Below are 26349 nucleotides of genomic sequence, written 5' to 3'. Positions count from 1 at the left end.
GATCAGTGAGTATTGGCTGCCGAGCGATGACCGCTACGCGTCCTTGGGGAGCACGCCGGTGCCGCGGGCGCGGACGGCGATGATGGGCTGGTCGAGAAGCCGGGAGCGCCCGGTGTCGTCGGCTGCGCGGCACGCGACCCGCAGTTCGAAATCGATGGTCCGGCTGCGGTTCCCCTTCTTCACCAGGGTCGCCTGCGCTTCGACGATGTCGCCGCCGCGGATGGGAGCGAGGAACTCCACGGACGAGTAACCGGCGAACAGTCCCTCGTGGCCGTCGGTCTCGATGGACAGGTTCGTGCCCACATCGCCGAACAACTTCAGCGCGAAGGCGCCGTCGACGAGGTTGCCCGCGTAGTGGGCGTCCGAGAAGGCGACGTAGCGCCGGTGCACGACGGTGGCGTTCGTGGCGGTGTCGTTGCTGGGGGTGGTGGTCTTCATGATGCTTTCCGCGGTGGTTTCGAGTGACGGCGACGTTGACGGTCAGGCGTCATGATCAAGTGACTGACTATGACGGTATGCGTGAGCCCGGTCACAGTCAAGAGGGTGGGGGATTCGTCCGGTTCCTGCCGCGGTCACATGGGCAGATCGGGCGAATCGACGCCGACCACGCGGTCGCCGCAGAAGACGCGCACGGACTCGGCGGGGCCGTGGCCGCCGATCCCGGCGGTGCCCCAGAAGCTCTGCGCCGAGCCGTCGGCGAGGTCCGCGACCTTCGCGCCGTTGATCCGCACCTCGCCGGACATCACGCGGGAGCCGATGTCGACGGCGCGGGTCAGGTCGGTACCGAAGACGTAGGCGTCCAGGCCCGACGGTGCGGCGTTCGCCGCCCGCAGGGCCTCCTCGTCGGTGTCGACGGCGTGCAGGCTGATGACGGGACCGAAGAGCTCCGCGTTCGCGTCGGCGGCGTCGAGACCGGAGGCGAGAGTGGGGGAGAGGAAGAAGCCGCCCAGGTCGGGCAGGGCGCCGGGCTGGTGGATCGTGGCGCCCTTGCCGCGTAGGTCCTCGATCCGCTGCATCAGCGTCGCGTAGTGCGGCGCGTTCGAGATCGGGCCCACGTCGGCGGCCTCGTCGAGCGAGTGTCCGATCGTCAGGGCCGAGATCCGGTCGACGAGGGCGTCGATCAGCGGAGCCACGAGGCGGCGGTGCGCCAACACCTTGCCCGGGCCCTCGCACCACTGGCCGTTGAGCTTGGTCATGCCCTCGATGAGACCGTCGGCGGCCACGTCGACGTCGGCGTCCTCGAGGACGAGAGCGGGGTTGTTGCCGCCCAGCTCGAGCTGGATCGTGGTGAAGTTGTCCGCGGCCGCGTGGGCGATCGCGCGCCCCGCGCCGGGACCGCCGGTGAAGGAGATCGCCTTGATCCGGCGGTCGCCGGTGAGCGCGGCGCCCACGTCGCCCAGGCCGTGCACCAGCTGGAGTGCTCCCGCGGGCAGCCCGGCCTCGACGAAGGCCTCGACCACGATCTGGGCGCTGGTCGGTGCATGTTCGGAGGGCTTGAGGATCACGGGGCAGCCGGCGGCCAGCGCACTGACCGCTTTCGCGGCGGGGATGAAGCTCGGCCCGTTCCACGGCGTGAGGATCGCGGTGGGGCCCAGCGGAACCTTGTACAGGCGGACGTCCCGCCCGTCGGCGTCGAGCGGGGAGCGGCGCGGAATCGACCGGAGTTCGGCTGCAGCTCCGCGGATCCGGTGCGGGAGGAACGCGGCCACCTTGCGGGTGTTCGCTATGGTGGTGCCGCTGGTGAGTGCGTCGGTGCGGGCGACGTCCTCGAGCCGGGTCTCCAGGATGTCCGCGGCGCGCTCGATCACCTGCGCGCGCTCCTCGGTCGCGGCGTCCTCCCAGCGGTCGAAGCCGTAGGACCTCTCGGCGTGCGCGAGGGCCCGTTCGACGTCCTCGGGACGCGTGGTCACGGTGCGGTGGATCGGCTCCCGGGTGTTCGGGTCGAGGTTCCAGGCGTCGGGGACGACCTCGGCCGCGACCCATTCGTCGGCGATGTAGTTGATCGGTTGGGGCAGTGTCGGGTTCGGCATGGCGGAGTCTCCTAGCGGGTGGTGGTCAGACGGTGAGGTCGGCGACGATGCGGGTCACGTCGCCCGACTTCATCGCCTCGAAGCCCTCGTTGATCTCGGAGAACGGGATGACCTTCGTGACCATCTCGTCGAGCAGCAGGCGGCCCTGCAGGTAGAGACGGGCGAACTCGGCGATGTCCTCCTGCGCCTGGCCGGAGCCCATGTAGGAGCCGACGAGCTTCTTCTCGCCGAAGAAGAAGTCCGACGCGGGGACCTGCAGGTCGGTGCCGTCCGGAGCGATCCCGACGAGCACGGCGGTGCCGGTCGCGCGGAGCGCGGCGAAGGCGGTCTGCGCCGTACGCGCCGAGCCGACCGCCTCGAAGGCGTAGTCCACGCCGTCGCCGAGGATCTCGCGGATCGCCGCCGGCACGTCGGAGGCGCCGTTCACGACGTGCGTCGCGCCGTAGACGCGGGAGGCCTCGAGCCGCGCGTCGTCGAGATCGACCGCGACGATCGCCGACGCGCCGGCCATGCGGGCACCCTGGATGATCGCGGAACCGACGCCGCCGCAGCCGATCACGGCCACCGTCGAGCCCGGGCGGATCTGCGCTCCGCGGAAGACGGCGCCGACGCCGGTGATGATGCAGCAGGAGAGCAGGCAGCCGACGTGCAGGCCGACCTCGTCGGGCATCTTCACGAGGGTGTTCTCGCGCATGAGGATGTGCTGGGAGAACGCGCCCACGCTACCGAGGCGGTCGATGACCGTGCCGTCGGGCAGGGTGAAGGCGGGGCGCTGCCGCACCCGGACCTCCGCCTGCCGCTGGCACTGCGTCGAATGCCCGGCAGCGCAGTTGCGGCACTTCCCGCACGACGGGGTGAGCGCTCCGACGACGCGGTCGCCGGGTGCGAAGTCGGTGACCGCGGAGCCGACGGACTCGACGAGGCCGGCCACCTCGTGGCCGACGACGACGGGGAGATCCGCGCCGACGGTACCGGTCATGTAGTGCAGGTCGCTGTGGCACAGGCCCACATGGGTGACGGCGAGCCGTACCTCGTGGGGCTCGGGGTCGTCGACCTGGATGTCCGTGAGGACGAGCGGGGTGTTGATCGCGGTGAGTACGGCGGCTTGCGTGGTGATCATCGTGGATGTCCTTCGTCGATGGGTGTCGTTCAGTTCGTGGCTGCGGCGCGGTCGGCCCAGAAGCCCTCGACGCCGTCGGTGAAGGCGCCGGAGTCCCAGGCCTCCTGGGCGGCATCGTCCTCGCGGGCGAACGCGGCCTCGATGTCTTCGGGGCGCGGGCGCAGCAAGCGCAGGTGGAGGCCTGTGATCCGCGGGTCGGAGTTCCACGAGCGGGCGAGTGCGGCAGCGCGGTCGGTGAGCGAGTCGGCGGGAACGATCTCGTCGAGCAGGCCGATGCGCAGCGCGTCGTCGGCGTCGATCCGCTGCGAGCCCAACACGATCCGCATCGCGTGGTTCCGGACGAGCCGGGTCATGAGGAAGCTCGAGGCGTTGGAGATGATGATGCCGCGGTGGTTCTCGGGCTGGTAGTACTGCGTTTCCGGGGTCCCGATCCGCCCGTCGCAGCACAGCGTGATCTCGGACGCGCCGCCCACGGCGATGCCGTTGACCGCAGCGATCACGGGCACCTTCGTCTCGAGGATCGCTCGCGTGATGTCGTGGAAGGTGGCGAAGGCCTCCTGGATCTCGCGGTACGTCGACGGGACGGCGGCCAGGTCCTCGCCCGCGGAGAAGGCGCGGCCGGTGCCCGTGAGCACGATCCCGCGGACCAGGTCGCCGGTGCCGAAGCGCCGGATCTCCTGGGCCAGGCGCACCCGCGTGGGCACGTTCATCACGTTGAGCTTCTCGGGACGGTTCAGCGTGAGGACGGCGACGTCGTCGTCGATGCGGACGTCCAGGTGGGTGTCGGTCATGGTCTCGCTCACTTCCCCTGTGCGGCAGCGCGCGCCGGCTGCAGGTCGTAGGTGGTGCCGGGGTGCTCCGCGGCGCGCTTGACGAGGGCGGGCTTGGCGATCCGCTCCGACGGGGTGCGGGGGAAGTCCGCGACGAACTCGATGTACCGCGGCACCTTGAACCGCGCCAGCTGGGCGCGGGCGCCGTCGAGGAGGCGTTCGGCGGTGGCGCGGTCCGCGGCGACCCCCGGCGCGAGCTGGACGTAAGCCTTGACCTCCTCGCCGAACAGCTCGTCGGGCTCGGCGACGACGGCGGAGGCGACCACGTCCGCGTCGCCCTCCAGGACCCGCTCGACCTCGGTGCTCGCGATGTTCTCGCCGCCGCGCCGGACCATGTCCTTGATGCGGCCGACGATGCGGTACGAGCCCGCCTCGCGGACGGCGACGTCGCCGGTGTGCAGCCAGCCGTCCCGGATCGTCTCGGCGGTGGCATCGGGGCGGTTCCAGTAGCCCAGCATCATCGGGCGACCGGAGGTGATCAGCTCGCCGGGTTCGCCGTCGGCCACGTCGGTGCCGTCGGGTGCGACGACGCGCACCGTCTTCCCCGGGACGGGACGCCCCAGGCGGCCGGTGCCCACGTCGGCGGTGTCCGCGGGCAGGCTGGCCAGATCGGCACCGGATTCGGTCATCCCGAAGATCTCGCGCCACGGTGCGCCCCACCGCTCCTCGAGCTGCGCGTGCAGGCCGGCGGGGATGGCGGAGCACAGGACCAGGCGGAGCCGGTTGTCGCGATCCTCGTGGGTCGGACGCTGCTTGAACAGCAGCGTGGGCATGGAGCCGAGGACGTAACAGAACGTGGCACCGTGGCGGCGCACGTCGGCCATGAAGCCGGAGGCGGAGAAGCGGGGGAGGACGACGAGCGGTGCACCGATGGTCAACGCCAGCACGGTGTTCCACTGCGGGTCCATGTACGAGTACGGCTGCGACGTGAGGATCACGTCGTCGGGGCCGAGGCCGGCCGTCTCCGCGCAGATGCGTCCCAGCCGGGCCCAGTAGTCGTGAGTCAGCATGCAGGCCTTGGGGAACCCGGTGGTCCCGGAGGTGTACTGGAGGTTCGCGAGGGTCTCGCCGTCGACGGCGACCTCGGGGGCGGTCCCGGGGAACCGTGCCAGGCCGTCGGTCGTGCCCGCATCGATCACGCGCACGTCGATGGGATCGGTTCCGCCCGATGCCACCTCGTAGACCAAGGGCGCGTGCGCGTCGTCGGTCACGATCAGCCGGGCACCGGAGTCCCGCAGCACGAAATCGAGGTCGGCGAGCTGGTACGACGAGTTGACGGGGACCACGACGCCGCCGGCCTTGAGGATCGCGAGCCAGGAGATCGGCCAGGAGGCGGTGTTGGGCAGCATGATCGCGACGCGATCGCCGGGACGCACGCCGTCGACCGCGATCAGCCGGTGCGCGAGGCGAGAGGTCCATGCGTCGACCTCGGCGAACGTCCAGGAGCGCTCGGCGAACCGGAGGAACTCGCGGTCACCGGCGTCCGAGGCGCGCTGCGCGAGAAGGTCGACGAGGGTGGGCTGGGCCATGGGGTTCCCTTCGGTGGCGATGTGATCCTGGTCATACACGGTAACCGAACATGGTCAAACGATCAAGGCGAATGACTCATTCATTTCGTGACACCCTGACCTGCGGTCGGGCGCGCCATGAGTCCGGACGGGCTGGTATCGTTCGCGGTGACTTGATCGAGCGTCACGATCGAACTCGGGAGGTGCCAGGTGGCCCGGATCTCTGCGGTGGAACGTCGGCAGGAGCTGATCGATGCGGCCGTGCTCGTGATCGCCGAGAACGGTGTGGACGGCGCGACGACGCGACGGATCGCCGACCGTGCCGGAGCGCCCCTCGCCACGCTGCATTACTGCTTCGCCTCGAAGGAGATGCTGTTCGGTGCCGTCTACGAGCACATCGCCGGCCGCTACCGTGACGTCCTCACGGAGAGCGACGTGCACGGCGACGTGGCGACGACTGCGCGCGGGCTGATGCGTGGGCTGCTGCAGTGGTACGTCGACAATCCCGAGACGGCCTCGGCGATCTTCGAATTGATCAGCTGGGCCCAGCGTCAGGATGCCGCGAAGGCCACCGGGGTCTACGACGAGGCCCTCGACACCGTGCGGTCGATCCTCGTCGCGGACGCGGCGGCCGCCGGACAGATCATCGATGCGGGCACGCTCGATCGGCTGGCGTACGTGGTGACGGTGATCTCCGACGGTTTCGCGATCAACTGGATGGTCAGCCGTTCCACCGGCGTACAACCGGAGATCGACCTGACCCTCGGCATGCTGGACGCCTGGCTGGCCGCCAACCTGCCGGGAGGGGAGGCGGTGCCCCCGGCCGCGGCGGAACCCCGCTCGCAGCCGGAGGCGACTGCGTCAGCCGACCCGATCGCGGGCCTCGTCTCGTGGGTGGACGTGGGCTGAGGCGGCCCGCACGATCCACTCGAGAGCACCGTCGGAGGTCTCCATCCACTCGGGATGCCACTGCACCCCGAGCACATCGGAGCCCGGCGACTCGACCGATTCGACGACACCGTCGGATGTCCTGCCCGTGACCACCAGATCGCGCCCGCAGGTGGCGACGGCCTGGTGGTGCCAGGAGTTGGTCCGCAGCCGGTCGCCGAACACGCTGTGCGCCAGTGAGCCCGGCTCGAAGTCGACCACGTGCTCCGGGTCGCCGTCCGAGAGCGGTCCCGTCTCCATCAGATGCCGAACGGGGCCCGACGGCAGGTCCGGGACGAGCGTGCCACCGAGCGCGACGTTGAGGACCTGGAGGCCCCGGCACACGCCGAGGAGGGGGAGGCCGGCGCTCAGTGCGGCGCGCACCATCGCCGTCTCGAACTCGTCGCGGTGCGGGTCGTGGACGTTCGGGTCGGACTCGGGGGCGATGTCCTTGACGACGGATTCGTCACCGCCCCAGTAGCCCGGGTGCACGTCCTGGCCGCCTGTGATCACGACGCCGGAGAGCCATGTGCAGAGGTCGTCGGGGGCGGCGTCGTAGGGCAGCATCACCGGTACCCCGCCCGCGAGCGTGATCCGGCTCGCGAAGTCGGTGAAGAAGCTGTCGGTGAGGCGCTCTCCGTAACCCGGGTGGGCTCCTTCGATCAGGCCCATCCGGAATCGCCGGCCGGTGAGGCCGATCAGGGGTTTGCGGGGGGAGTCCTCGACGAGGGTGCTGCTGTATCCGCCGGTCATTTCAATCCTTCTGCTCGCGCTCGGAGTTGGACGTCTAGGTCATGTGATCATGATCATGGGGGGACGGCTGCCCGTCTGTCAATCGCCTGAACAGTGCACGTCGGAGGTCGCCAGTGCTGTGAGTGCTGTCTCAGGGTGCGGGCAGGTGTGATGTGGTGCACTGTGCACAGCCGGGTGGCGAAAGTCAGGGCAACGTGATGTTGATCATATGACCGACTATGAGGCAGTGTGGGTACACATCACACGGCGACACCGAAAGGCCCCCCGATGAACGCACAGACCCACCAGCCCGAGGATTTCGACATCGTCATCATCGGCGCCGGAATCGCCGGTATCGGCGCCGCGAAGTACATCACCGAGGCCTTCCCCGACAAGCGGGTCGTGATGCTGGAAGGACGCGAGAACATCGGCGGTACGTGGGACCTGTTCAAATACCCCGGGATCCGCTCCGACAACGGCCTGCACACCTACGGCTACGAGTTCAAGCCGTGGACCGACCCCGACGCCATCGCGGAGGCCCCGAAGATCCTGAACTACCTGCGGGAGACCGTCGACGAGTACGACCTGGGCCGGCTCATCCGGTTCGAGCACGCCGTGCAGCACGCCTCGTGGTCGTCCGCCGACGCCCGGTGGACACTCGACCTCAGCACTCCGGACGGCGACAAGCGCGTCACGACGAGCTGGATCTTCGCGGGCACTGGCTACTACCGCTACGACGAGGGCTACACCCCGCACTTCGAGGGCCGCGAGGACTTCCAGGGCGACATCCTGCATCCGCAGCACTGGCCCGAGGGCTACGACTACGCCGGCAAGAACGTCGTGGTGATCGGCAGCGGCGCCACCGCCGTGACCATGATCCCGTCGATGCTGAACCACGCGGGCGCCGCCGCCCACGTCACCATGCTCCAGCGCACCCCCACGTACGTGGTCGCCTGGCCGAAGGTCGATTCCACGGCGCTGCTCTTCACCAAGTGGTTCGGCGAGAAGCGGGGGTACGCCCTCACCCGGTTCGCCAGCATCTGGGCCGAACGCGGTCAGGTGAAGTTCATGCGCGCGTTCCCGCGGATCGCGCGGGCGCTGGTCCGCAAGCAGAACACGTCCCTACTGCCGGAGGGCTACGCGGTGGACACCCACTTCAACCCGCCGTACGACCCGTGGGATCAGCGCCTGTGCCTGTCCCCCGACGGGGACTTCTTCGAGGCCCTGAGCGGCGGTAGCGCATCCGTCACGACCGACAGGATCGAGCGGTTCACCGAGACGGGGATCGTGCTCGAATCGGGCGAGCACCTGGACGCGGACCTGATCGTCACCGCGACCGGCCTGAACATGCGGCTCCTCGGCGGGATCGAGTTCGACGTCGACGGTGCGCCCGTGGCCGTGGAGGACACCACCGCCTACCGTGGCACCCTGCTCACCGGTCTCCCCAACGTCTCCATCGCGATCGGTTACACCACCTCGGCATGGACGCTCAAGATCCAGATCGTCGCCCGCTACCTCTGCGAACTCATCAAGCACATGGACGCATTCGGGTACGACAGCGTCCGCGTCGAGGCCGACCCCGCGATGGAGCGCCGGCCGATCCTGGACCTCAGCTCGGGCTACGCCCAGCGCGCCAAGGACGTCATCCCGAAGCAGGGCACGGGCATGTTCCAGATGTCGATGTCGTACCAGCAGGACGCCAAGATCCTGCGCGGCCCCCTGCTCGACGACGCACTGCAGTTCGGTTCCACGCGCGACGACGTGCGCGGCGCCGATGCACCGGCGGAGGAGCGGGTCGATGCCTGAGGACCTGGACCGGTTCGCCGTGCTGCCCGGCGGCACGCGCGTCTGCTACCGGGTGGACGGTCCCGCAGACGGCGCGCCAGTGCTGCTCGTCGCCGGCCTCGCCGAGGACCTGACGACGTGGTCCGAGCGCTTCGTCTCGGCCCTCACGGCCACCGGCTACCGGGTGATCCGGATGGACAACCGGGACTGCGGCCGGTCGACCTACGCCACGACCCCGCCGCCGAGCACGCTGCGGCAGTTGCTCTCCCGGCCCCGCAAGGACGCGTACACGCTCGCCGACATGGCGGTCGATACGGCGCAGCTGATCGAGCACCTGGGACTGGGCCCCGTGCACCTCGTCGGGCGATCGATGGGCGGCATGATCGCCCAGACCGTCGCCGCCCGGTACCCGCACCTCGTCTCGACCCTCACCTCGCTGTACTCCACCACCGGCGATACCGGGGTCGGTCAGCCGGCACCGTCGACCTGGGTCCTGATCTCGGCGCCACCGCCGAAGGACCGCGTGGGCGCGGTCCGCTCCCACCTGCGGATGACCGCGCACCTCGCGGGCACCGCGTACCCGATCGACGAGGCCGAGGAGGCGGCGCACGCCGTCACGACCTGGGAGCGCACCGCGGGCGACGCCGTCGCCGGTACCTCCCGGCAGCTCCAGGCCATCCAGGCCTCGGGCGACCGGACCGAGGAGATCGCACGGATCACGGCGCCGACGCTGGTCGTCAACGGCGACCGGGACCTCATCGTCGCACCGTCCGGCGGCGACGCCACGGCGGCGGCGATCCTCGGTGCTCGGCACGTCGTCATTCCCGGGATGGGGCACCACCTGCCGGATGCGCTCGCGCTCCGGATCGCCGACCTCGTCGTCGGGCACCTCGAGCGGGCGGTGGCACGGTGACCATCGAGGCGCCGCCGGTCGGCGTCGGCCTGCAGCGGACCCTCGGGGTCCCGCAGATCGTCTTCATGGTCGTGGCGGTGGCAGCGCCCCTGACGGTGTTCGCCGGGCTGATCCCGCTCATGCTCGGGACCGGGAACGGCATCGGAACGCCCGTCGACTTCCTCGTCGTGGGCGCGGTGCTCGTCCTGTTCACCGTCGGCTATTCCGCGATGACGCCCGAGGTCCGCAGCGCGGGCGCGTTCTACTCCTACGTCCAGCGCGGCCTCGGCACCACGGCCGGCCTGGGCGCTGCGGCGCTGGCGCTGGTCACCTACTCGGTGCTCATGATCGCGGTCACCGCGTACCTGGGCGCCGCCGCGGCCACCGTGGTCGAGAACGTCACCGGCGTGGTGATCCCGTGGTGGGTGCTCTCCGCGGCCGGGCTGGTGCTGATCGGTGTCCTCGGGTACCGCAACGTCGAGGTCAGCGCTCGAGTGCTGGGCGTGCTGCTCGTCGCCGAGATCGGCATCGTCGCCGTCATCGACCTCGCGATCCTGGTGCGGGGCGGCGCCGATGGACTCTCGGCGGAACCCTTGTCCTGGAGTGCTTTCACGAGCGGAGCGGTCGGTACCGGGATCATGTTCGCCGTCTTCGGGTTCGTCGGTTTCGAGGCGACGGCGGTGTTCCGGTCGGAGGCCAAGGACCCCGATCGCACGATCCCGCGGGCCACGTACATCGCGGTGATCGTCATCGCGGCCGTCTACGCGGTCTCGTCGTGGGCCATGATCATCGGCCTGGGCGTCGATCGCGCTCCCGCGCTCGCCGCCGCGGATCCCGAGGGGCTCGCGCCCGGCCTCGCGACGCGCTACGTCTCGCACGTCGCCCACGACGTGGTGCAGGTACTGCTGGTCACGAGCTTCTTCGCGTGCATCCTCACCGCGCACAACGTGGTCTCGCGCTACCTGTTCGCCCTCGGGCGGCAGGAGGCGGTCCCGCGCCGGCTCGGTGCCGTGCATCCGGTGCACCGGTCGCCGCACACCGCGTCGGTGGTGACCTCCGTGGTGATCGGGACGCTCGTCGCGCTCACCGCCGTCGCCGGGCTGCATCCCGTCACCGAGGTCTACGCCTGGTTCGGCGGCGCAGGCACCCTCGGCCTGGTCGCGCTGCTCACCCTGACCTCGGCCGCCGTCGTCGTGCACTTCCGCCGGCGGCGCACCACGAGCCCGTGGCGCGGCACCGTCGCACCGGCCCTCGCAATGGTCGCGCTCGGAGCGATCCTCGTGCTCGTCGTGAGCAACTTCGAGCTGCTCGTCGGCTCCCGGGCGCTGGCGAACGTCTTCCTCGGCGTGATCGGCGGGTCGTTCGTCATCGGCCTGATCTGGGCGGTGGTGCTCCGCCGGCGCCGGCCCGATGTGTACGCCGCCTTCGAATGACATCAGTCCCGTGAAACTCGCTGAACAAGGAATCCCCATGAACACCACGACACTCCCCGCGCACGGCGCCGCGACACAGGTCCCGGTCACGATCGACGACGACGCCACGCCCATCGTCCGGCTGATCGGTCGCACGCTCCGCGACGCGGCCCGGCTGGGCCACGCGCCCGACGTGCTCGGCCGCGCCTCCGGCACCGTCGCCGTCCGGTCGCACACCACCCCGCAGGCCGCGACCGTCACCTTCTCCGGCGGCGCCGTGACCGTCACGGGCGGCGTGTTCGCCCCGACCGACGCGACCGTCGTCGTCGATCTCCACAACCGCTTCGCGCGGACGGGATCCGACGGTGACCCCGAGCTCGCGGACGCGACGCTCCGGGCGCTGCAGGTCCCGCCGGCCGAGTGGCGCGAGGCCGCCGCCCGGTTCTGGGAGATCACTCGCGGCGTCCCCGGCGTTCCGGACGTCCTCGTCGCCGTCGCGGACGGACCGGACGGCCGGGAGGAGGCCCGCTTCGGATCGGGCCCCTCGACCTACCGCATAGTCGGCACCGCCGACGCGCTCGCCGGCGTCTTCACCGGCACCGATTTCCTCCTCACCGCCCTGGAACGCGGCCTGCGCGTCCAGGGGACCATGGCCCAGCTCTCGACCATGACCGCCGCATCCTGGAAGGCCCGCTACGATGTCTGATCCCACCCGTGCCGTCACCCCCGCCGGCCCGCCGGTCAAGGCGTACCGCGTCGAGGCCACCAACCACGACGGCAGTTTCATGGGCAAGAACGTCACACCCGCGAAGTTCGACTCCGGCCGCACGTCCGGCTTCGCCTTCGCCGACGTCCTGTTCGCCATCGACATGGGCACCGACATCGTCTTCGGCGATCCCTACCCCGAGTGGCGGGGCAACCTCTACGACATCTCGCTGCAGCCCGACATGAACACGCTGGTCGAGTGGAAGCCCGGCGTGCAGTCCGTGATCGGCGACTTCTGGCTCCGGGACGGCAGCCCCAATCCGATCTGCCCGCGCAACCTCATGCGCCGGCAGATCGACCGCCTCGCGGAGCTCGGCTACACCGCCACCGTCGCCGTGGAGATCGAGACCACGCTGTTCGAGGAGTCGATCCAGGAGGCCAGGGCGCGCGGCTACCGCGATCTGACCCCGCTGGGCGGGGAGACCGGCGCCACCTACAACCTCGCGCGGTCCTCCGACTGGATCGACTACATGGAGGCCGTGACGGACAGGCTCGACGAGCTCGGCATCGTCTGGGAGGCGTGGACGGACGAGGCCGCACCGGGCCAGACGGAGCTGAACCTCGCGCCCACCGACCCGCTCACGGTCGCGGACTCGTGGGTGCGCACGAAGCAGGTCATGCGCGAGATCGCCTGCGAGAAGGGGCGATCGGTCACCTTCATGGCCAAGCCGACCGCCGGGTTCGGGCAGGGCGCGCACCTGAACGTCTCGCTGCAGCGCGACGGGGTGAACGCGTTCTACGCGCCGGACGGCCCGTCCGACGTCATGCTCAACGCCGTGGGCGGGCTCATGGCGACGATGGCAGGCAACACCCTCCTCGCGCTGCCGCAGATCACCTCGTACCGTCGCCTCGTCGACGTCTCCGGGCCGCCCACCACGATCACCTGGGGCGTGAACAACAAGACCGCGGCGCTGCGCGCGATCGCGGGCCATCCGAAGTACTCGCGGCTCGAATACCGGGTTCCCGGCTCGGACGTCAACCCCTACTACGCCCTCGCCGGCGTGCTCGCCGGCATCGCGGCGGGGATCGAGAAGAACCTGCAGGCGCCGCCGCAGGTCGACGAGATGGCGTGGTGCCTGCCCGACGACTGCGGCGTCGAGCGGATACCCGACTCGATGACGAAGGCGATCGCGGCGCTCGACGCGGACCCGCTCCTGCGCGAGTACCTCGGCGACGAGTTCGTCGACTTCTGGACCGCGTCGCGCCGATGGGAGTGGATGCAGTTCCACACCACCGGGGGTGACCCCTACGTCGAACTGTCGGAGTGGGAGTCCCGCCGGTACTTCGAGTTCTCCTGAACCGTCAGTCGCGCAACTGCACCAGCATGAGTGCGGCCACGATGGAGGTGGCGTTGTCGGCCAGCGGCACGGGAAGCAGCTGGCCGGCCCGGGAGAGTCGCCGTTCGACCGTGTTGCGGTGCGTGTACAGCCGCTCCGCCGCGGCCGAGGCGTTGAACCGTTCCTGCACGTAGGTGAGAACGGTCTCCCGGAGCACCGCGTCGGCGGCGGCGAAGTCGCCGAGCGTGTCCGCCACGAACTTGTCCGCCTGCGTCATGTCCGCGGAGAGCACGGAGACCAGCGCCACGTCCTCGTACCGGACCACCGGCCGGGTGGAGCCGACGCGCGCGAGAACCCGTTGCGCGGCAGTGGCATCGAGGTGGGTCCGACGGAAGCCCTCGATGTCGCTGCCGGGCCGGCCCAAGGCCACCCGGACCCCGGGCCGGTCGGCGAGCGCGGTGCGCACCGCGTCCGCGGCGGGTACCGACTCCGCCGGAATCCAGACCCACAGGGTGGACGTACTCGCGTTCAGCGTGAGGCGTCGCGCCGCACCGCAGGCGCGCATCACGGACTCCGCTGCGGCGTCGAGCTCCGCGGCCGCCTCAGCGGACTCGCTCCAGATGATCGCCGCCACATGGCTACCAGCCAACGAGTATCCCAATTGCCGCTCCGCGCGTCCCCGACCGATCGGCGCACCCTCCAGTAGGAGCTGCGCGGTCGCGTGGCGTTCGGCGGTGGCGCCGCGCGCGAGTTCAGCGCGTTCCTCCTCCACGTAGGCGTCGAGGGCGGCCATCGAGTCGTCGATGAACGTCGACATCGACCGCTCGGAGACCTTCATGAGCTCCCGCAGCTCGTCGTGATCGCCGGTGACCCCGAAGCACTCGTCGACCCACGCCTCCCAGGCGCCGTGCTGCGCGCCCCGCCACGATCCGAGATCATGCATGTCGAGGCCGCGCCTGACCACGTCACGGGCGAACTGGAGGATCTCCGGGGCGAGGTTCGGGGGCACCCGAGCGCCGGGGGACTGGACGTTGGACATCAGCCAGTGCAGCATGTTGGCCCGGTTCATCTGCCGGTCGGCGGCGGCCAACTGCGGGTCCTCGATCAGGGCTCGGTAGTCCGCCGACTGCTGCGCGACCGCCGTCAGTTCCTCCACCGCCGCATCGGTCGAGAGCAGAAGGCGCTCCGCGACTTCCCGCATCAGGGCAGCGGTGCGTCCGTCCACGCGCGGCCACGACGATTCCACCGTCGGACTATAGCGCCGTGGACGGATCGCGCTGGAGCGAATGAGCGCTGAACGACGGGCCCCCCGTCCGTGCCACCTGAGCAAGAACGGTCAAGCGGCGGCCGGCCCGGGCGGTCGATACTGGACCCATGTCCGAACCCGCCGATCCGCTGCGCCGACTCCTCGAGGCCGTGCTCGCCGACCCGCACGACAGCCTCGACGCCATGGCCGCCGGCGCGCACAGCTCGATGCACCACTTCGCCCGGCAGGTGCGCGCCGGAGCGGGCGAATCGCCCGTGGCGCTGCGCCGCCGGGTCCTGCTCGAACGCGCCGCCTGGCAGCTGCAGCGCGGGTCGACGGTGACCGCCGCCGCCTTCGCGGCGGGGTACGAGTCCGTCGAGGGCTTCATCCGGGCGTTCGCCCGCGCCTACGGACATTCCCCCTCGCAGCTTCCGGCCACCGTCGGGCACTGGCTGCCGTCGCCGAACGGCCTGCACTTCCACTCGCCGACGGTGCTGTACGTCGAGGACGGGCACGAGGAGTCGACGGGGGACGTGCTGGCGCTGCAGGTGCAGCACGACGCGGCCGACATCGACGCGCTGTTGGGGGCGGTCGCCGAGCTCTCACCCGCGGAGTACGGAAAGGTGCGGCTCCCCGGGGCGATTCCGCGGCACTGGGACGGACCGGACGAGTCCCTCGCGCAGGTGATGTGGCACCTCGTGCACAGCACCGAGCCGTGGCTCGCGACGATCGCGGGCGATCCGGAGCCCCAGCGCGATCCCGATCAGTCTCCCGACGTTCTCCGCGCACACCACGAACGGGTCTCACCACGGTGGCTCGGTGTGATCCGCGACATCGACCGGCGCGGCGCGTGGGGCGATCGCGTGATCGACGCCCTGTGCGATCCGCCCGAATCCTTCCTGCTCTCGCAGATCGTGGTGCACGAGCTGACCTTCTCCGCGCACCGCCGGCTGCTGGCGCGCTGGATGCTGGCCGACGCCGGCGTCGCCGTCGACACCCCCGAACTCGATCCCGATCCCATCATCTGGCACCGCCGCATCACCGGAGGAGAACCATGACCGCCTACTCGTACTACACCGCGTCCACCCTCGACGGCTTCCTCGCCGACTCCAGCGACAGCCTGGACTGGCTGCTCAGCCAGCCGATCGACGACGGCGGGCCGATGAACATCGAGGAGTACATGACGACGGTGGGCGCGATCGTGATGGGATACACCACCTACCAGTGGGTGGTCGATCGGGTCGAGGCCGGCGACGAACCGTGGTACTACGCCGACTACCCGGTGTTCGTCTTCACCCACCGGGACCTCGCCCCCATCCACCCCGGGGTGCGCTTCGTGGCAGGCACCCCGGCCGAGCTCCGCGCGACGCTGGAGGCGGCGGCGGGGGAGAAGGGCGTGTGGGTGGTGGGCGGCGGAGACCTGGCGGCGCAGTTCGCCGAGGCGGGCATGCTCGACGAGGTGGTGATCAGCTACGCGCCCGCCACCGTCGGCTCCGGGCGGCCGCTGTTCCCGCGCGCCTTCGACTTCGAGCTGGTCGAGTGGGCGCGCAACAAGGCCTTCCTCTGCGGCCGCTACCGGGTGGTCGGGGCGCGCGGGTGAACGCCGCATAAGATCAAGGGCATGTCTGCCATCTCCCGGGACGAGGTCGCCCATCTGGCGCGCCTGTCGCGCCTCGCCGTCACCGACGAAGAGCTCGACGTCTTCGCCACGCAGCTCGATTCGATCCTCGAGCACGTCAAGGTGGTGACCGAGATCGGCTCCGACGGCGCGAACGCGGACGTCGCGCCGCTGACGCTGCCGGTCGGCAACGTGAACGTCGACCGCGCCGACGTGCCGGTTCCGGGCCTCACGCCGGAGCAGGCGCTCTCCGGCGCGCCCGCCCGCGAGGGCGATCGCTTCGCCGTGCCGCGCATCCTGGGGGAGGAGTGACCGTGACCGATCTAAGGGCATCGAACGAGATCACCGGCGCGACCGCGGCCGACCTGGCCGCGAAGATCGCCGCCGGCGAGCTGAGCTCCGTCGAGGTGACCCAGGCGCACCTGGACCGCATCGCCGAGGTCGACGGCGACCTGGGAGCCTTCCTGCACGTCTCCGGGGAGGAGGCCCTCGCGGCCGCCCGCGCCGTCGACGAGGCCCGGGCCCGCGGCGAGCAGCCCGCGTCCGCCCTCGCCGGCGTGCCGCTGGCGCTCAAGGACGTCTTCACCACCACGGACGCGCCCACCACGTGCGGCTCCAAGATCCTCGAGGGCTGGACCGCGCCGTACGACGCGACCGTCACCACGAAGCTGCGCGCCGCGGGGATCCCGATCCTCGGCAAGACCAACATGGACGAGTTCGCCATGGGCTCGTCGACGGAGAACTCGGCGTACGGCGTGACGCGCAACCCCTGGGCCGCCGACCGCACGCCGGGCGGTTCGGGCGGCGGCAGCGCCGCGGCCCTCGCCTCTTACGAGGCGCCGCTCGCCATCGGCACCGACACCGGCGGCTCGATCCGCCAGCCCGCGTCGCTGACGGCCACCGTCGGCGTGCGTCCGACGTACGGCGCCGTCAGCCGCTACGGCCTCGTCGCCTGTGCGTCGTCGCTGGACCAGGGCGGGCCGTGCGCGCGCACCGTCCTCGACACCGCGCTCCTGCACGAGGTGATCGCCGGGCACGACCCGCGCGACTCGACCTCGCTCGACGCCCCCGTCCCCGGCGTTGTCGCCGCGGCCCGCGCCGGCGCTCAGGGCGACCTGAAGGGCGTGAAGATCGGCCTGGTCAAGGAGTTCGGCGCCGACGGCACCGAGGCCGGCGTCCAGGCGTCCTTCGAGAAGGCCGTGCAGCAGCTGCGCGACCTGGGCGCCGAGACCGTCGAGGTCTCGCTGCCCACGCTGCAGTACTCGCTGGCCGCCTACTACCTGATCCTCCCGTCGGAGGTCTCCTCGAACCTCGCCCGGTTCGACGCCATGCGCTACGGCCTGCGCGTCGGCGATGACGGCACGCACTCCGCCGAGGAGGTCATGGCGCTCACGCGCGAGGCCGGCTTCGGAGCGGAGGTCAAGCGGCGCATCATGATCGGCACCTATGCGCTGAGCTCCGGGTACTACGACGCCTACTACGGCAGCGCGCAGAAGGTCCGCACGCTGCTCGCCGCGGACTTCGCGAAGGCCTACGAGCAGGTCGACGTCATCGTCTCGCCGACGACCCCCACCACGGCGTTCAAGCTGGGGGAGAAGGTCGGCGATCCGCTGGCGATGTACCTGTTCGATCTGTTCACGCTGCCGACGAACCTCGCCGGCCACTGCGGCATGTCGGTGCCCTCGGGTCTCTCGACGGACGACGGGCTGCCCGTCGGCCTGCAGATCCTGGCCCCCGCGCAGGCCGACGACCGGCTCTACACCGTGGGCGCCGCCTACGAGGCCGCCCGCGGCCCCGTCGCCTGACGGTCCGCCGTAGCTGCCNGGNGCNCGNCGGCACCGTCGAGCCCCAGGACTTAACAGCGTTAGCCCAGACGGCTTCCTGCGGAAACGTCTGCATCGGGTGCTACCAACCCGGCGGGCACTGGGTGGTCGTGCTCGACGAGCGCCCGGCGGACGCGGCGCAGAAGCACATCGGGCCGGTTCTTCAGCGGCCCCGACGTCACGATGATGAGGTTCCAGCCCATGTCCTTCTCGAGCACGTTCCATCGTTCGACATCGGCGGCGTGCTGCTCGGCGTCGCGATGATAGGCGCCGTCGTACTCGACCGCGACCTTGTGCTCCTCGTCCGCGAGGTCGAGGAAGTACTCACCGTCGAGGACCGGCACCTGCGGGACCATGGTTGTCAGGCCCGCGCGGTGGAGCGTCAGTCGTGAGAAGGTCTCCCACGGTGACTGGGCGCGGCCGTCGGCCTCGTCGAGCACGGCCCGGATGCGAGTGCCCCGCCACCACTCGCGCCGCGCGAGTTCCGCCTCGATCTGCGGCGCCGTCGCCATCGCCGGGCGCGCGACCCAGGCCGGACGGTGCGCTGTGCCCGGCCTGCCGAAGATGCGCAGGCACTGGTCCGCGGCGGCGATCCCCTCGTCGCCGGCGGTGTAGCGGATGAGGTCCATCGTCGTGCGCAGAGGCGAGGTGCACGGCAGTCCGTCGCGGATCACGATGTCGTCGGCATCGAACTCGGCGGTGCGGCTGATGACGCCACGACGGCGGATCTGCTTGGGCCCCAGCACTTCGACGGACTCGCGAGACTTCGCCATCGTGTGCAGGTGCAGCCGCGCCGCCGTCCAGCCGCACAACACCGATCCCGGATAGCGGCGGACCATCGCCGTCGCGAGGTCGCCCACCGCGCCGCTGCCGGTGCCGCGCGGAACCCGGAATCCGGGGGTGATGCAGCGGTAGTCCTTCTCCGCCGCGTACCGGCCCACGGCGGCGATCAGTTCTGCCGACCGGTGTACTTCGCGTTCGAACGCCCCCCATGTTCATTGGACGCACGAGCCCCGTGTTGCGGTTCCCCTGTATCGGCTACCGGTGGGTAGCCGGCAACCGATGCAGGAGAAGTCCCAGGAAGCGTCCTGGGCTCACGCTGTTAAGTCCGGGTGGCGGCCGAGGTCAGGGTGGGGTCATGGGGCGGGGTGGAGGTGGGTGGTGATGCCCAGCATGTTCCAGGTGTTGATGGTGCCGACGGCGACGAGCAGGTCGGTGCGGCGCTCCTCGCCGAGGAGGCGGCCGGCCTCGTCCCACAGGGCGTCGTCGACCGCGTCGATGCCGCCGGTCAGGCGCTCGACGAAGGCCAGCGCGACGCGCTGCGTCTCGTCGAAGAAGGGCGTCTCCTCCCACGCGGGCAGGGCGTAGATCGTCCGCGCCGGCACGCCGAGGCGTTCCAGGTCGGCCGCGTGCTTGTCGACGCAGAACGCGCAGCCGTTCAGCTGCGAGGCGCGCAGTTTGACGAGGTCGTACAGGATGGTGCCGAGCGACGTCGCGAGGCGGCTGTCCAGCGCGACCAGTGCCTTGTAGGTCTCGGGCGACGACGTGGCACCAGGGGTGCGGCTCATGGTGGATTCCTCTCGATACGCGGATAACAAATGTCCAGGTTTTGGGTCGGGGGTCTCGAGGTGGTTGCGAAGGGGGATCAGGCGCCGCGGAAGTGGCGGCGGGCCGCATCGGCGACCCGCCGCGGCGTGGCGTCCGACAGGTCGGCGATGGACGTCGCGGCGAGCTCGCGCCGCCATGCCAACTCGGCGCCGCGCATGGCGTGGGCGATACCGCACGGCTGCGAGAACTCGCTGCGCGGCCTGCCCTCGTTCATTCCGCGCTGCCGGATCTCGGTGCAGGCGAAGGCGGCGGTGCCGCCCTCGATGGCCGCGACGACGTCCATCAGAGTGATCTCGGACGCCGGGCGCGCCAGCCGGATCCCGCCCCGACGGCCGGGGAGGGATTCGGTGATCCCGTTGCGTGCCAATGCCTGCAGCTGCTTGCCGAGGTAGGCGGCGGGCAGGTCGTAGGACTCGGCGAGCCGCGAGGCCGGGACGGGGGTGATGCCGCCCTCGTCGAGCCAGTGCAGCAGCACGCATGCGTGCGCCGCCCACTCGACGCCCTCGCCCATCTGCATACCCGCCTCCTTAACCTGGACAAAATGTATCCGGTTAAGCCGAGGCGGGCAAGCCCTCCCGCGCGACGAGGTCGGTGACCAGCTCCGATCCCTGTCGCTCGTCGTAGCGGTGCCCCAGACCGGGCGGCGGTGCGGTGGCGCCCAGCAGGTCGACGGTCGCCTGCACGAACGAGAGCACGGGCACCCAGGGCGGTCGCGGCGTGGCGCGGCCGGACCCGGAAGCCGCCCGCGACGGCGGCGCCACCACCAGCCGCGACGACCAGATCCCCACCGGATCAGAGGCGTTGAGCTGTGCGGGGCCCGCGATCGCCACGCCGGCGGGCGTGCCGACCTGCAGGGTGGCGGCGACGGGGACGTGGAGCTCCGCCGCCCGCCGCTGCGCCGCGAGCACGCCCACCGTCCCCAGGCTCTGTCCGTACACCCGCACCGGGGTCGACGGTGCCCGCCGGTGCAGCTCGTCGATCAGTGCGGCCGTGCTCGCGGCCGCGGCGTCGCGGTGCAGGACGAAGGACTGCCAGCTCGGCATCTCGGTGTACTGCACCGCCACGATCGCGCTGTCCCCGTGCAGGGCCTCCTCAACGCCGCGCACGAAATGCGGGTCGACCCAGCCGGATCCGGTCGGTACCGCGACGACGACCGCCCGCCGGGTGAGGCCGCCCGCGGCGACGAGCCGGTCCACCGCCACCGCCGCGCGCGCGGCGGGGGAGTCCCCGTCGCCGAGCGAGGCGTACGCCCGCACGCCCCGCGCCGACGATTCGATGCCGGTGAAGCGCTCGGCGTACGACGCGGTCTCCGCCGATGTCGCCGTAGCGGGCCAGGCGATCCCGGCCATCACCGCGAGCCCGGCCAGGGCCGCAGCAGCCGTCCGGGTGCGCACGGGACGCAGCGCGGCGGCCNCCAGCGGCGCCGCNGCGATGACGCCGGCGAGCGCGGCGAAGGCCGGCGGCCCCACCGGATCCGCGCCGGCCGCCGCGCGGAGGTGGTTCTGCCACAGCACCCAGCCCACGAGCGCCGCCGCCGCGACGTACAGGGCGACGTGGCCGCCACCGTCGGACGGCTCCCGCCGGCGCACGACCGCCCATCCCGCCACCGCCCCCACAGCCCCGAACAGCAGGCACACCACGATCTGCACGACGACGGTGCGCGGCAACTGGTTCGGGAACAGCGCGCACGCCACCCCCACGGCGTACCCGGTGAGCACCCCGCTGCGCAGGCGCAGGCGCGGCCGCGCGATCACAGCCGGCCTCCGACCGTGAGCCAGCTGGTGACGATCTCGTGCACGGACTCGGCGCGCGGCGGGCCGTCGTGCTGGCGCCACGTGTTGGCGCGCACGGCCATCACCGTCAACCCGGCGACCTCGGCGCAGTGCCGCTGCTGCGCCGCGGGGCGCGCGGCGCACGCCGTGGCCAGCCGGTCGGCGAAGGCGTCGTCGATCCGGTGACGGGCCCAGCCGCCCAGCGGCCGCCCGGCGGCGTCCGCGTGGCGCAGCAGGTCGTAGCCCAGGTCGTGCGCCTTGCAGGGAGCGTCGAAATCGGCGGGCAGCCGCACCACCGAGGAGCAGTCGCCGTGCGGGTTCACCGCGTAGCCCGGCCCGGCAGCGGCCGCGTACCCGAGGCCGCGGGGCACCGCGCGCACCTGAGCCGCGGGGTCGAGGGCGGGATCGGTGATGGCGCGGACGGCGGTGGCGGCCGCGGAATCCTCGCGCTCGGCGGAGTCTCCCGCGGCGGCCGGAAGGGAGATCCCGAACGAGAGGGGGACGGCGAGGACGGCTGCGGCGGCGAGCATGCGGCGGTTCATGACAGCGACGCTAGGAACGCGGGACCGACGCCCGGATCGGCTGCGCGAGGGGTTCGATATCACTCGGAAGTATGAGGACGCCGGGCGCGCGGTCCACCTAGCGTTGCCTTCCATGAGGACGACCACGAAGAGGATCGAGCGGTTCGGCCGCGCCACGGTGCGTGCCGGCCGCTACCTGGACCGGCAGAGCGCGCTGCACATCCAGGCCCCCGACGGCGCGCTGCACGCCACCCCGCTCGGGATCTTCCTGTCCCGGAAGATCAATTGGCTGTTCCTGGTGGTCGCGCTCATCATGTGGGCCGTCGCCTGGCCCACCCTGAACGAGCAGTTCGCGGTGCCGGCGGCGCTGCTGCCGATCTTCAGCGGCCTGTCCGTCCTGCCCATCGCCATCGCCTGGGCGCACCCGCGCGCCGCGTGGGGCATCGTCGCCGCGACGGCTGCGGTCTTCCCGCTGCTGTGGTTCGACGCGAAGCAGGACTGGCAGTGGAACTGGCAGGTCTCGCTGATCATGGCGATGCTGATCACCAGCTGGATCGCCTTCCTCAAGTGCTCGCCGCTCGACGCGCTCGCCATCGCCGCGGCCTCGTCGGTGCTGTTCTGGATCAACGCGCAGGACGGCACCGGCGGTGGCTGGGTCGCCGGGATCATGGTCTCGCTGGTCATCATCCTGCTGCTGCGCCTGGCGCTGCAGTCCCGCAACCGGCTCGAGGAGCAGACCGAGGTCAGCGAGCTCGAGCGCGGCCGCCGCGCCATCCTGGAGGAGCGCACCCGCATCGCCCGCGACCTGCACGACATCGTGGCGCACCGGATGTCCCTCGTCGTGGTGCAGGCCCAGACCGCCCAGTACCGCGTGCCCGACGTCTCCGAGCGCGCCCGTGCCGAGTTCGACGGGATCGCCGTCTCCGCCCGCGAGGCCCTCAACGAGGTCCGCGCGCTCCTCGGCGTGCTCCGGCTCGACGACGCCTCGGCGGAGCTCGCGCCCGCGCCCGGCCTGGGCGGGGTCGACGAGCTCATCGACGGTGCCCGCGCGGCGGGGGTCGTCGTCGACTACCTGCCGCTGCCGGACCCGTCGGCGATCGGGGAGAGCACGGCGCTCGTCGCCTACCGCATCGTGCAGGAGTCCATCGCGAACGCGACCCGGCACGCCCAGGGCGCCGCGATCACCGTCGCGCTCACCCTGGACACGGGCACGCTGAACCTGAGCATCGAGAACGGCCCCAGGACCTCGGACGCCGACCTCGGCGGCCCCGGTCTGGGGCAGGGCATCCCCGGCATGGCCGAGCGGGCGCGCACCGTCGGCGGCTCCCTGTCGGCGACGCCGACGGCGGGTGGGGGCTTCGCGGTCCGCGCCGCGCTCCCGGCCCGCCCGGACGGCGCCACCGCCTAGGCTGGGGACGTGCCCATCACCGTGTTCATCGCCGACGATCAGGCCATGGTCCGGCAGGGCTTCGGCGCCCTGCTCGGCGCGCAGCCGGACATCTCCGTGATCGGGGACGCCCCCGACGGGAAGGCCGCGGTCGCCGAGGTCGCCCGGCTGCAACCCGACGTGGTGCTCATGGACGTCCGCATGCCCGAGATGAACGGGCTGCAGGCCGCCGCCGAGATCCTCCGCCGGCACGACGGCGTGCGGGTGCTCATGCTCACCACCTTCGACATCGACGACTACGTGTACGAGGCGCTGCGTGTCGGAGCGTCCGGTTTCATGCTCAAGGACGCCCCCGCCGAGGAACTCGTCCGCGCGGTCCGGGTGGTGCACGAGGGACAGTCCCTGCTCGCCCCCTCGGTCACGCGGCGGATGATCGCCGAGGTCACCGCCGTCCGGGCGCACCGTCGGACCGCGCCGCCCGAGCTGGCGACGCTCACGCCCCGCGAGCGCGAGGTGCTCGAGGCCGTCGCCGCCGGGCGGTCCAACGCGGAGATCGCCGCGGCCCTGTTCGTCTCCGATCAGACTGTGAAGACGCACGTCAGCAAGGTCCTGCAGAAGCTCGGCCTGCGGGACCGGGCGCAGGCCGTGGTCTACGCCTACGAGACGGGGGTCGTGACCCCGGGGTGAACTCCTCGTGGGTTGTCATGACAGGTCCCGGCAGAGGCGGCAAGATCGAGGGCATGAGCCTGCGCATCGGAGTGCTGACCGGTGGTGGTGACTGCCCGGGCCTGAACGCGGTGATCCGGGCGGTGGTCCGCACCAGCGACTCCCGCTACGGATCCGCCGTCGTCGGGTTCCAGGACGGCTGGCGCGGCCTGCTCGAGGACCGCCGCGTGCAACTGTCCAACGACGACCGCAACGACCGCCTCCTCACCAAGGGTGGCACCATGCTCGGCACCGCTCGCACCCACCCGGACGTGCTCCGCGCCGGCCTGGACCGGATCAAGGCCACCCTCGACGACAACGGCATCGACGTGCTCATCCCCATCGGCGGCGAGGGCACCCTGACGGCGGCGTCGTGGCTCGCCGACGAGGGCGTGCCGGTGGTCGGTGTACCGAAGACCATCGACAACGACATCGACTGCACCGACGTCACCTTCGGCTTCGACACCGCGCTCACCATCGCGACCGACGCCATCGACCGGCTGCACTCGACCGCGGAGTCGCATCAGCGGGTGATGCTGGTGGAGGTGATGGGCCGGCACGCGGGCTGGATCGCGCTGAACTCCGGGCTGGCGTCCGGCGCGCACATGGTGCTCATCCCGGAGGTGCCGTTCGACGTGGAGCAGGTGTGCGCCATGATCAAGCGCCGCTTCCAGCGCGGGCACTCGAGCTTCATCGTCGTCGTCGCCGAGGGCGCCAAACCGGCGGAGGGCACCATGGAGCTGCGCGTCGGAGGTACCGACGAGTTCGGCCACGAGCGCTTCACCGGCGTCGCCCACCAGCTGGGCGTGGAGATCGAGAAACGGATCAACAAGGAGGTCCGCACCACGGTCCTCGGCCACGTCCAGCGCGGTGGGACCCCGACGCCTGCCGACCGGGTGCTCGCCACCCGGTTCGGCGTCAACGCCGCCGACGCCGCGCACGCGGGGGAGTTCGGGCAGATGGTCTCGCTGCGCGGCGCGCAGATCGGGCTCGTCCCGCTCGCCGAGGCGGTCAAGCAGCTCAAACGCGTCCCCCGCGAGCGCTACGACGACGCCGCCGAATTCTTCGGCTGAGCTGCTGACCTGCGGCCCGCGGGGTGAACGCCCCGGCCGGGCCCTTCGGATTGGTCACCCTGAAGCGATCCTTAAGACGCGTCGTACACAATTCCCGGTATGAATCCGAATCCTCCCTCGAACCCGGGGTTCAACCCGGGCCAGGATCCGTCCGACCCGAACCAGCAGACCCAGATGCGCCCCACGTGGCAGCCCGGGAACCCGGCCGGCGCACCGTATCCGCAGCAGGGCGGCGCACCGTCGTATCCCCAGTACCCGGCGGCGCAGGGCTTCGGCGCCCCCGGCGGACCGCAGGGACCGGGTGTGCCCCCGTTCCAGCCCGGCCCCGGCGCGCCGAAGAAGCCGCGCCCGTCCTGGCTGATCCCGGCCCTGATCGGCGGCGGCGCCGTGATCCTGGTGATCGTTCTCATCGCGGGGATCGCGATCGTCAAGAGCGTCGGCGGCGGGGGTGACACGGGCTCACCCGGTGGCACCGTCAAGGCCTATTTCGCGGCCCTGCAGTCCGGCGATGCCAAGAAGGCCCTGAGCTACGGCAAGGAGGCCCCCGCCTCCACCGAGCTGCTCACCGACGAGGTGCTGCGCAAGCAGCGCGATCTGGCGCCGATCAAGGACCTGAAGATCGTCAGCGAGACCAACAGTTACACGGGCTCCGTGCACCTGACGGTGACGATCGGCGAGGTGTCCTACGACGAGAACCTCAGCCTCGAGAAGGTGGGCGACGAGTGGAAGCTGCAGACCGCGGCGGTCCAGCTCAAGCCGTACTCGTCGTACGATTCGGACAAGAAGAACGTCACCATCCTCGGTAAGCCGTTGCCCGCGTCGGGCGTCGTGTACGTCTTCCCCGGTGCGCTCGACCTCGGCTCCGTCAACAAGAACCTGGTGCCGCAGCAGGAGAAGATCAGCGTCGGCGACAACAAGGGGCAGGCCCCGGTCGACGGACTGTCGCGCTACAGCGTGGGCAGCACGTTCAGCATCGCCTTCGGGCTGAGCGATGCCGGGAAGACCTCCGCGCGTGAGCAGATCGCGGCGAAGTACTCCGCGTGCGCAGCGTCGAAGGACCGCTATCCGTCGGGTTGCCCGCAGTCGGACTTCTCCGGCGAGAACGGCACCTACACCTGGACCGCGCCGAACGTCCAGGACATCGACCTCGGCGATACCGTCCGCGACGGGGAGGTCTCCTTCCGCGACACCCGCCCGTGGACGTTCACCGCGACCGGGCGCGACGGCCGGCCGATCACGGGATCCGACTCGGGCTTCGTCTCCGGCACCATCACTGTGACCGCCGACGCGGTGGCCGTCTCGGTGCGCTGACCGGCGC

Annotated in this window: 26 protein-coding genes; 14 read left to right on the top strand and 12 right to left on the bottom strand. The window is 71.1% G+C overall.

The features are described from left to right. Positions 1-33: 33 nt before the first annotated feature. The 5 genes from ACNAYW_RS15400 to ACNAYW_RS15380 all read right to left on the bottom strand — a co-directional run bounded on the left by ACNAYW_RS15400 (position 34) and on the right by ACNAYW_RS15380 (position 5509). On the bottom strand, positions 34-438 hold the full coding sequence (locus tag ACNAYW_RS15400) for a hotdog fold domain-containing protein (RefSeq protein ID WP_415850552.1): 405 nt from the start codon (positions 436-438) through the stop codon (positions 34-36). Between the two features lie 134 nt (positions 439-572). Continuing rightward, positions 573-2030, bottom strand: a complete 1458-nt coding sequence (locus ACNAYW_RS15395) for an aldehyde dehydrogenase family protein (protein WP_415850551.1) — start codon at positions 2028-2030, stop codon at positions 573-575. Positions 2031-2055: 25 nt separating this feature from the next. Continuing rightward, complete coding sequence (locus ACNAYW_RS15390; protein WP_415850550.1) at positions 2056-3150, bottom strand: Zn-dependent alcohol dehydrogenase; 1095 nt, start codon at positions 3148-3150, stop codon at positions 2056-2058. Between the two features lie 29 nt (positions 3151-3179). Continuing rightward, complete coding sequence (locus tag ACNAYW_RS15385; protein WP_415850549.1) at positions 3180-3941, bottom strand: enoyl-CoA hydratase/isomerase family protein; 762 nt, start codon at positions 3939-3941, stop codon at positions 3180-3182. 8 nt (positions 3942-3949) lie between these two features. Next, a complete protein-coding gene (locus tag ACNAYW_RS15380) occupies positions 3950-5509 on the bottom strand; it encodes a class I adenylate-forming enzyme family protein (protein ID WP_415850548.1) in 1560 nt (519 codons plus the stop codon). Positions 5510-5698: 189 nt separating this feature from the next. Between ACNAYW_RS15380 and ACNAYW_RS15375 the strand changes: the two genes are divergently transcribed. Further along, positions 5699-6397 (top strand): TetR/AcrR family transcriptional regulator, encoded by a 699-nt coding sequence (locus ACNAYW_RS15375; protein WP_415850547.1) that lies wholly within the window; start codon positions 5699-5701, stop codon positions 6395-6397. On the opposite strand, the gene ACNAYW_RS15370 is transcribed toward ACNAYW_RS15375, so the two are convergent. Further along, positions 6350-7168 carry a gamma-glutamyl-gamma-aminobutyrate hydrolase family protein gene (locus ACNAYW_RS15370; protein ID WP_415850546.1) on the bottom strand — a complete coding sequence of 273 codons (819 nt, stop codon included), beginning with the start codon at positions 7166-7168 and terminating at the stop codon, positions 6350-6352. The two genes, ACNAYW_RS15375 and ACNAYW_RS15370, sit on opposite strands and share 48 nt — an antisense overlap. A gap of 267 nt (positions 7169-7435) precedes the next feature. On the opposite strand from ACNAYW_RS15370, the gene ACNAYW_RS15365 reads away from it, so the two are divergent. Genes ACNAYW_RS15365 through ACNAYW_RS15345 form a run of 5 tightly spaced genes read left to right on the top strand, consistent with a single transcriptional unit; the run spans position 7436 to position 13299 of the window. After that, entirely contained in the window at positions 7436-8953 is a 1518-nt protein-coding gene (locus ACNAYW_RS15365) for a flavin-containing monooxygenase (protein WP_415850545.1), read from the top strand. Then, complete coding sequence (locus tag ACNAYW_RS15360; protein ID WP_415850544.1) at positions 8946-9845, top strand: alpha/beta fold hydrolase; 900 nt, start codon at positions 8946-8948, stop codon at positions 9843-9845. Before ACNAYW_RS15365 ends, ACNAYW_RS15360 begins: the two co-directional genes overlap by 8 nt. Beyond that, entirely contained in the window at positions 9842-11257 is a 1416-nt protein-coding gene (locus tag ACNAYW_RS15355) for an APC family permease (RefSeq protein WP_415850543.1), read from the top strand. Before ACNAYW_RS15360 ends, ACNAYW_RS15355 begins: the two co-directional genes overlap by 4 nt. 37 nt (positions 11258-11294) lie before the next feature. After that, the gene (locus tag ACNAYW_RS15350) at positions 11295-11942 is read left to right on the top strand and encodes a hypothetical protein (RefSeq protein WP_415850542.1); all 648 of its coding nucleotides are present in this window, start codon (positions 11295-11297) and stop codon (positions 11940-11942) included. Beyond that, entirely contained in the window at positions 11935-13299 is a 1365-nt protein-coding gene (locus tag ACNAYW_RS15345) for a glutamine synthetase family protein (protein WP_415850541.1), read from the top strand. The genes ACNAYW_RS15350 and ACNAYW_RS15345 overlap by 8 nt, the downstream gene beginning before the upstream one ends. A gap of 4 nt (positions 13300-13303) precedes the next feature. On the opposite strand, the gene ACNAYW_RS15340 is transcribed toward ACNAYW_RS15345, so the two are convergent. Continuing rightward, the gene (locus tag ACNAYW_RS15340) at positions 13304-14524 is read right to left on the bottom strand and encodes a PucR family transcriptional regulator (RefSeq protein WP_415850540.1); all 1221 of its coding nucleotides are present in this window, start codon (positions 14522-14524) and stop codon (positions 13304-13306) included. A 128-nt stretch (positions 14525-14652) separates the two neighbouring features. Between ACNAYW_RS15340 and ACNAYW_RS15335 the strand changes: the two genes are divergently transcribed. From ACNAYW_RS15335 to gatA, 4 genes are read left to right on the top strand one after another with little or no spacing between them, the layout of a single operon-like run. After that, entirely contained in the window at positions 14653-15582 is a 930-nt protein-coding gene (locus ACNAYW_RS15335; protein WP_415850539.1) for a helix-turn-helix domain-containing protein, read from the top strand. Continuing rightward, positions 15579-16124: a dihydrofolate reductase family protein gene (locus ACNAYW_RS15330; RefSeq protein ID WP_415850538.1), complete on the top strand. Its 546-nt coding sequence runs from the start codon at positions 15579-15581 to the stop codon at positions 16122-16124. Before ACNAYW_RS15335 ends, ACNAYW_RS15330 begins: the two co-directional genes overlap by 4 nt. 21 nt (positions 16125-16145) lie before the next feature. Next, complete coding sequence (gene gatC, locus ACNAYW_RS15325; protein WP_415850537.1) at positions 16146-16454, top strand: Asp-tRNA(Asn)/Glu-tRNA(Gln) amidotransferase subunit GatC; 309 nt, start codon at positions 16146-16148, stop codon at positions 16452-16454. Beyond that, on the top strand, positions 16451-17947 hold the full coding sequence (gene gatA / locus ACNAYW_RS15320; protein ID WP_415850536.1) for an Asp-tRNA(Asn)/Glu-tRNA(Gln) amidotransferase subunit GatA: 1497 nt from the start codon (positions 16451-16453) through the stop codon (positions 17945-17947). The genes gatC and gatA overlap by 4 nt, the downstream gene beginning before the upstream one ends. Positions 17948-18006: 59 nt before the next feature. Here the strand turns inward: gatA and ACNAYW_RS15315 are convergent, their stop codons facing one another. The 5 genes from ACNAYW_RS15315 to ACNAYW_RS15295 all read right to left on the bottom strand — a co-directional run bounded on the left by ACNAYW_RS15315 (position 18007) and on the right by ACNAYW_RS15295 (position 21887). Continuing rightward, entirely contained in the window at positions 18007-18906 is a 900-nt protein-coding gene (locus ACNAYW_RS15315) for a DUF559 domain-containing protein (protein WP_415850535.1), read from the bottom strand. Positions 18907-19101: 195 nt separating this feature from the next. After that, on the bottom strand, positions 19102-19533 hold the full coding sequence (locus ACNAYW_RS15310; protein WP_415850534.1) for a carboxymuconolactone decarboxylase family protein: 432 nt from the start codon (positions 19531-19533) through the stop codon (positions 19102-19104). Between the two features lie 77 nt (positions 19534-19610). Continuing rightward, positions 19611-20090 carry an RrF2 family transcriptional regulator gene (locus ACNAYW_RS15305; RefSeq protein WP_415850533.1) on the bottom strand — a complete coding sequence of 160 codons (480 nt, stop codon included), beginning with the start codon at positions 20088-20090 and terminating at the stop codon, positions 19611-19613. A gap of 34 nt (positions 20091-20124) precedes the next feature. Next, a complete protein-coding gene (locus ACNAYW_RS15300; RefSeq protein WP_415850580.1) occupies positions 20125-20922 on the bottom strand; it encodes an alpha/beta-hydrolase family protein in 798 nt (265 codons plus the stop codon). A 401-nt stretch (positions 20923-21323) separates the two neighbouring features. After that, positions 21324-21887, bottom strand: coding sequence for a hypothetical protein (locus ACNAYW_RS15295; RefSeq protein WP_415850532.1), 564 nt, complete (start codon positions 21885-21887; stop codon positions 21324-21326). Positions 21888-21999: 112 nt separating this feature from the next. Between ACNAYW_RS15295 and ACNAYW_RS15290 the strand changes: the two genes are divergently transcribed. From ACNAYW_RS15290 to ACNAYW_RS15275, 4 genes are all read left to right on the top strand, one after another. Next, positions 22000-23274 (top strand): sensor histidine kinase, encoded by a 1275-nt coding sequence (locus tag ACNAYW_RS15290; RefSeq protein ID WP_415850531.1) that lies wholly within the window; start codon positions 22000-22002, stop codon positions 23272-23274. Between the two features lie 9 nt (positions 23275-23283). Then, positions 23284-23940 carry a response regulator gene (locus tag ACNAYW_RS15285; RefSeq protein WP_415850530.1) on the top strand — a complete coding sequence of 219 codons (657 nt, stop codon included), beginning with the start codon at positions 23284-23286 and terminating at the stop codon, positions 23938-23940. Positions 23941-23999: 59 nt separating this feature from the next. Continuing rightward, positions 24000-25031, top strand: coding sequence for an ATP-dependent 6-phosphofructokinase (locus ACNAYW_RS15280; protein WP_415850579.1), 1032 nt, complete (start codon positions 24000-24002; stop codon positions 25029-25031). Positions 25032-25130: 99 nt separating this feature from the next. Continuing rightward, complete coding sequence (locus tag ACNAYW_RS15275) at positions 25131-26342, top strand: hypothetical protein (protein ID WP_415850529.1); 1212 nt, start codon at positions 25131-25133, stop codon at positions 26340-26342. The last annotated feature ends 7 nt before the right edge of the window (positions 26343-26349 follow it).

The organism is Tsukamurella ocularis (assembly GCF_965138335.1).
In the GTDB taxonomy this organism is placed as follows: Bacteria; Actinomycetota; Actinomycetes; order Mycobacteriales; family Mycobacteriaceae; genus Tsukamurella; species Tsukamurella ocularis_A.
The sequence above is the reverse complement of the archived record's forward strand: the minus strand, read 5'-3'. Positions and strand labels throughout refer to the sequence as shown.

Bases quoted from the DNA above. Each gene is read 5' to 3' on its own strand.
- ACNAYW_RS15335 (WP_415850539.1), top strand. From the start codon at position 14,653: ATGTCCGAACCCGCCGATCCGCTGCGCCGACTCCTCGAGGCCGTGCTC.
- ACNAYW_RS15345 (WP_415850541.1), top strand. From the start codon at position 11,935: ATGTCTGATCCCACCCGTGCCGTCACCCCCGCCGGCCCGCCGGTCAAG.
- ACNAYW_RS15350 (WP_415850542.1), top strand. From the start codon at position 11,295: ATGAACACCACGACACTCCCCGCGCACGGCGCCGCGACACAGGTCCCG.
- ACNAYW_RS15360 (WP_415850544.1), top strand. From the start codon at position 8,946: ATGCCTGAGGACCTGGACCGGTTCGCCGTGCTGCCCGGCGGCACGCGC.
- ACNAYW_RS15300 (WP_415850580.1), bottom strand. From the start codon at position 20,922: ATGGCCGGGATCGCCTGGCCCGCTACGGCGACATCGGCGGAGACCGCG.
- ACNAYW_RS15400 (WP_415850552.1), bottom strand. From the start codon at position 438: ATGAAGACCACCACCCCCAGCAACGACACCGCCACGAACGCCACCGTC.
- ACNAYW_RS15365 (WP_415850545.1), top strand. From the start codon at position 7,436: ATGAACGCACAGACCCACCAGCCCGAGGATTTCGACATCGTCATCATC.
- ACNAYW_RS15380 (WP_415850548.1), bottom strand. From the start codon at position 5,509: ATGGCCCAGCCCACCCTCGTCGACCTTCTCGCGCAGCGCGCCTCGGAC.
- ACNAYW_RS15290 (WP_415850531.1), top strand. From the start codon at position 22,000: ATGAGGACGACCACGAAGAGGATCGAGCGGTTCGGCCGCGCCACGGTG.
- ACNAYW_RS15370 (WP_415850546.1), bottom strand. From the start codon at position 7,168: ATGACCGGCGGATACAGCAGCACCCTCGTCGAGGACTCCCCCCGCAAA.
- ACNAYW_RS15395 (WP_415850551.1), bottom strand. From the start codon at position 2,030: ATGCCGAACCCGACACTGCCCCAACCGATCAACTACATCGCCGACGAA.
- gatC (WP_415850537.1), top strand. From the start codon at position 16,146: ATGTCTGCCATCTCCCGGGACGAGGTCGCCCATCTGGCGCGCCTGTCG.
- ACNAYW_RS15305 (WP_415850533.1), bottom strand. From the start codon at position 20,090: ATGCAGATGGGCGAGGGCGTCGAGTGGGCGGCGCACGCATGCGTGCTG.
- ACNAYW_RS15330 (WP_415850538.1), top strand. From the start codon at position 15,579: ATGACCGCCTACTCGTACTACACCGCGTCCACCCTCGACGGCTTCCTC.
- ACNAYW_RS15390 (WP_415850550.1), bottom strand. From the start codon at position 3,150: ATGATCACCACGCAAGCCGCCGTACTCACCGCGATCAACACCCCGCTC.
- ACNAYW_RS15310 (WP_415850534.1), bottom strand. From the start codon at position 19,533: ATGAGCCGCACCCCTGGTGCCACGTCGTCGCCCGAGACCTACAAGGCA.
- ACNAYW_RS15385 (WP_415850549.1), bottom strand. From the start codon at position 3,941: ATGACCGACACCCACCTGGACGTCCGCATCGACGACGACGTCGCCGTC.
- ACNAYW_RS15295 (WP_415850532.1), bottom strand. From the start codon at position 21,887: ATGAACCGCCGCATGCTCGCCGCCGCAGCCGTCCTCGCCGTCCCCCTC.
- ACNAYW_RS15275 (WP_415850529.1), top strand. From the start codon at position 25,131: ATGAATCCGAATCCTCCCTCGAACCCGGGGTTCAACCCGGGCCAGGAT.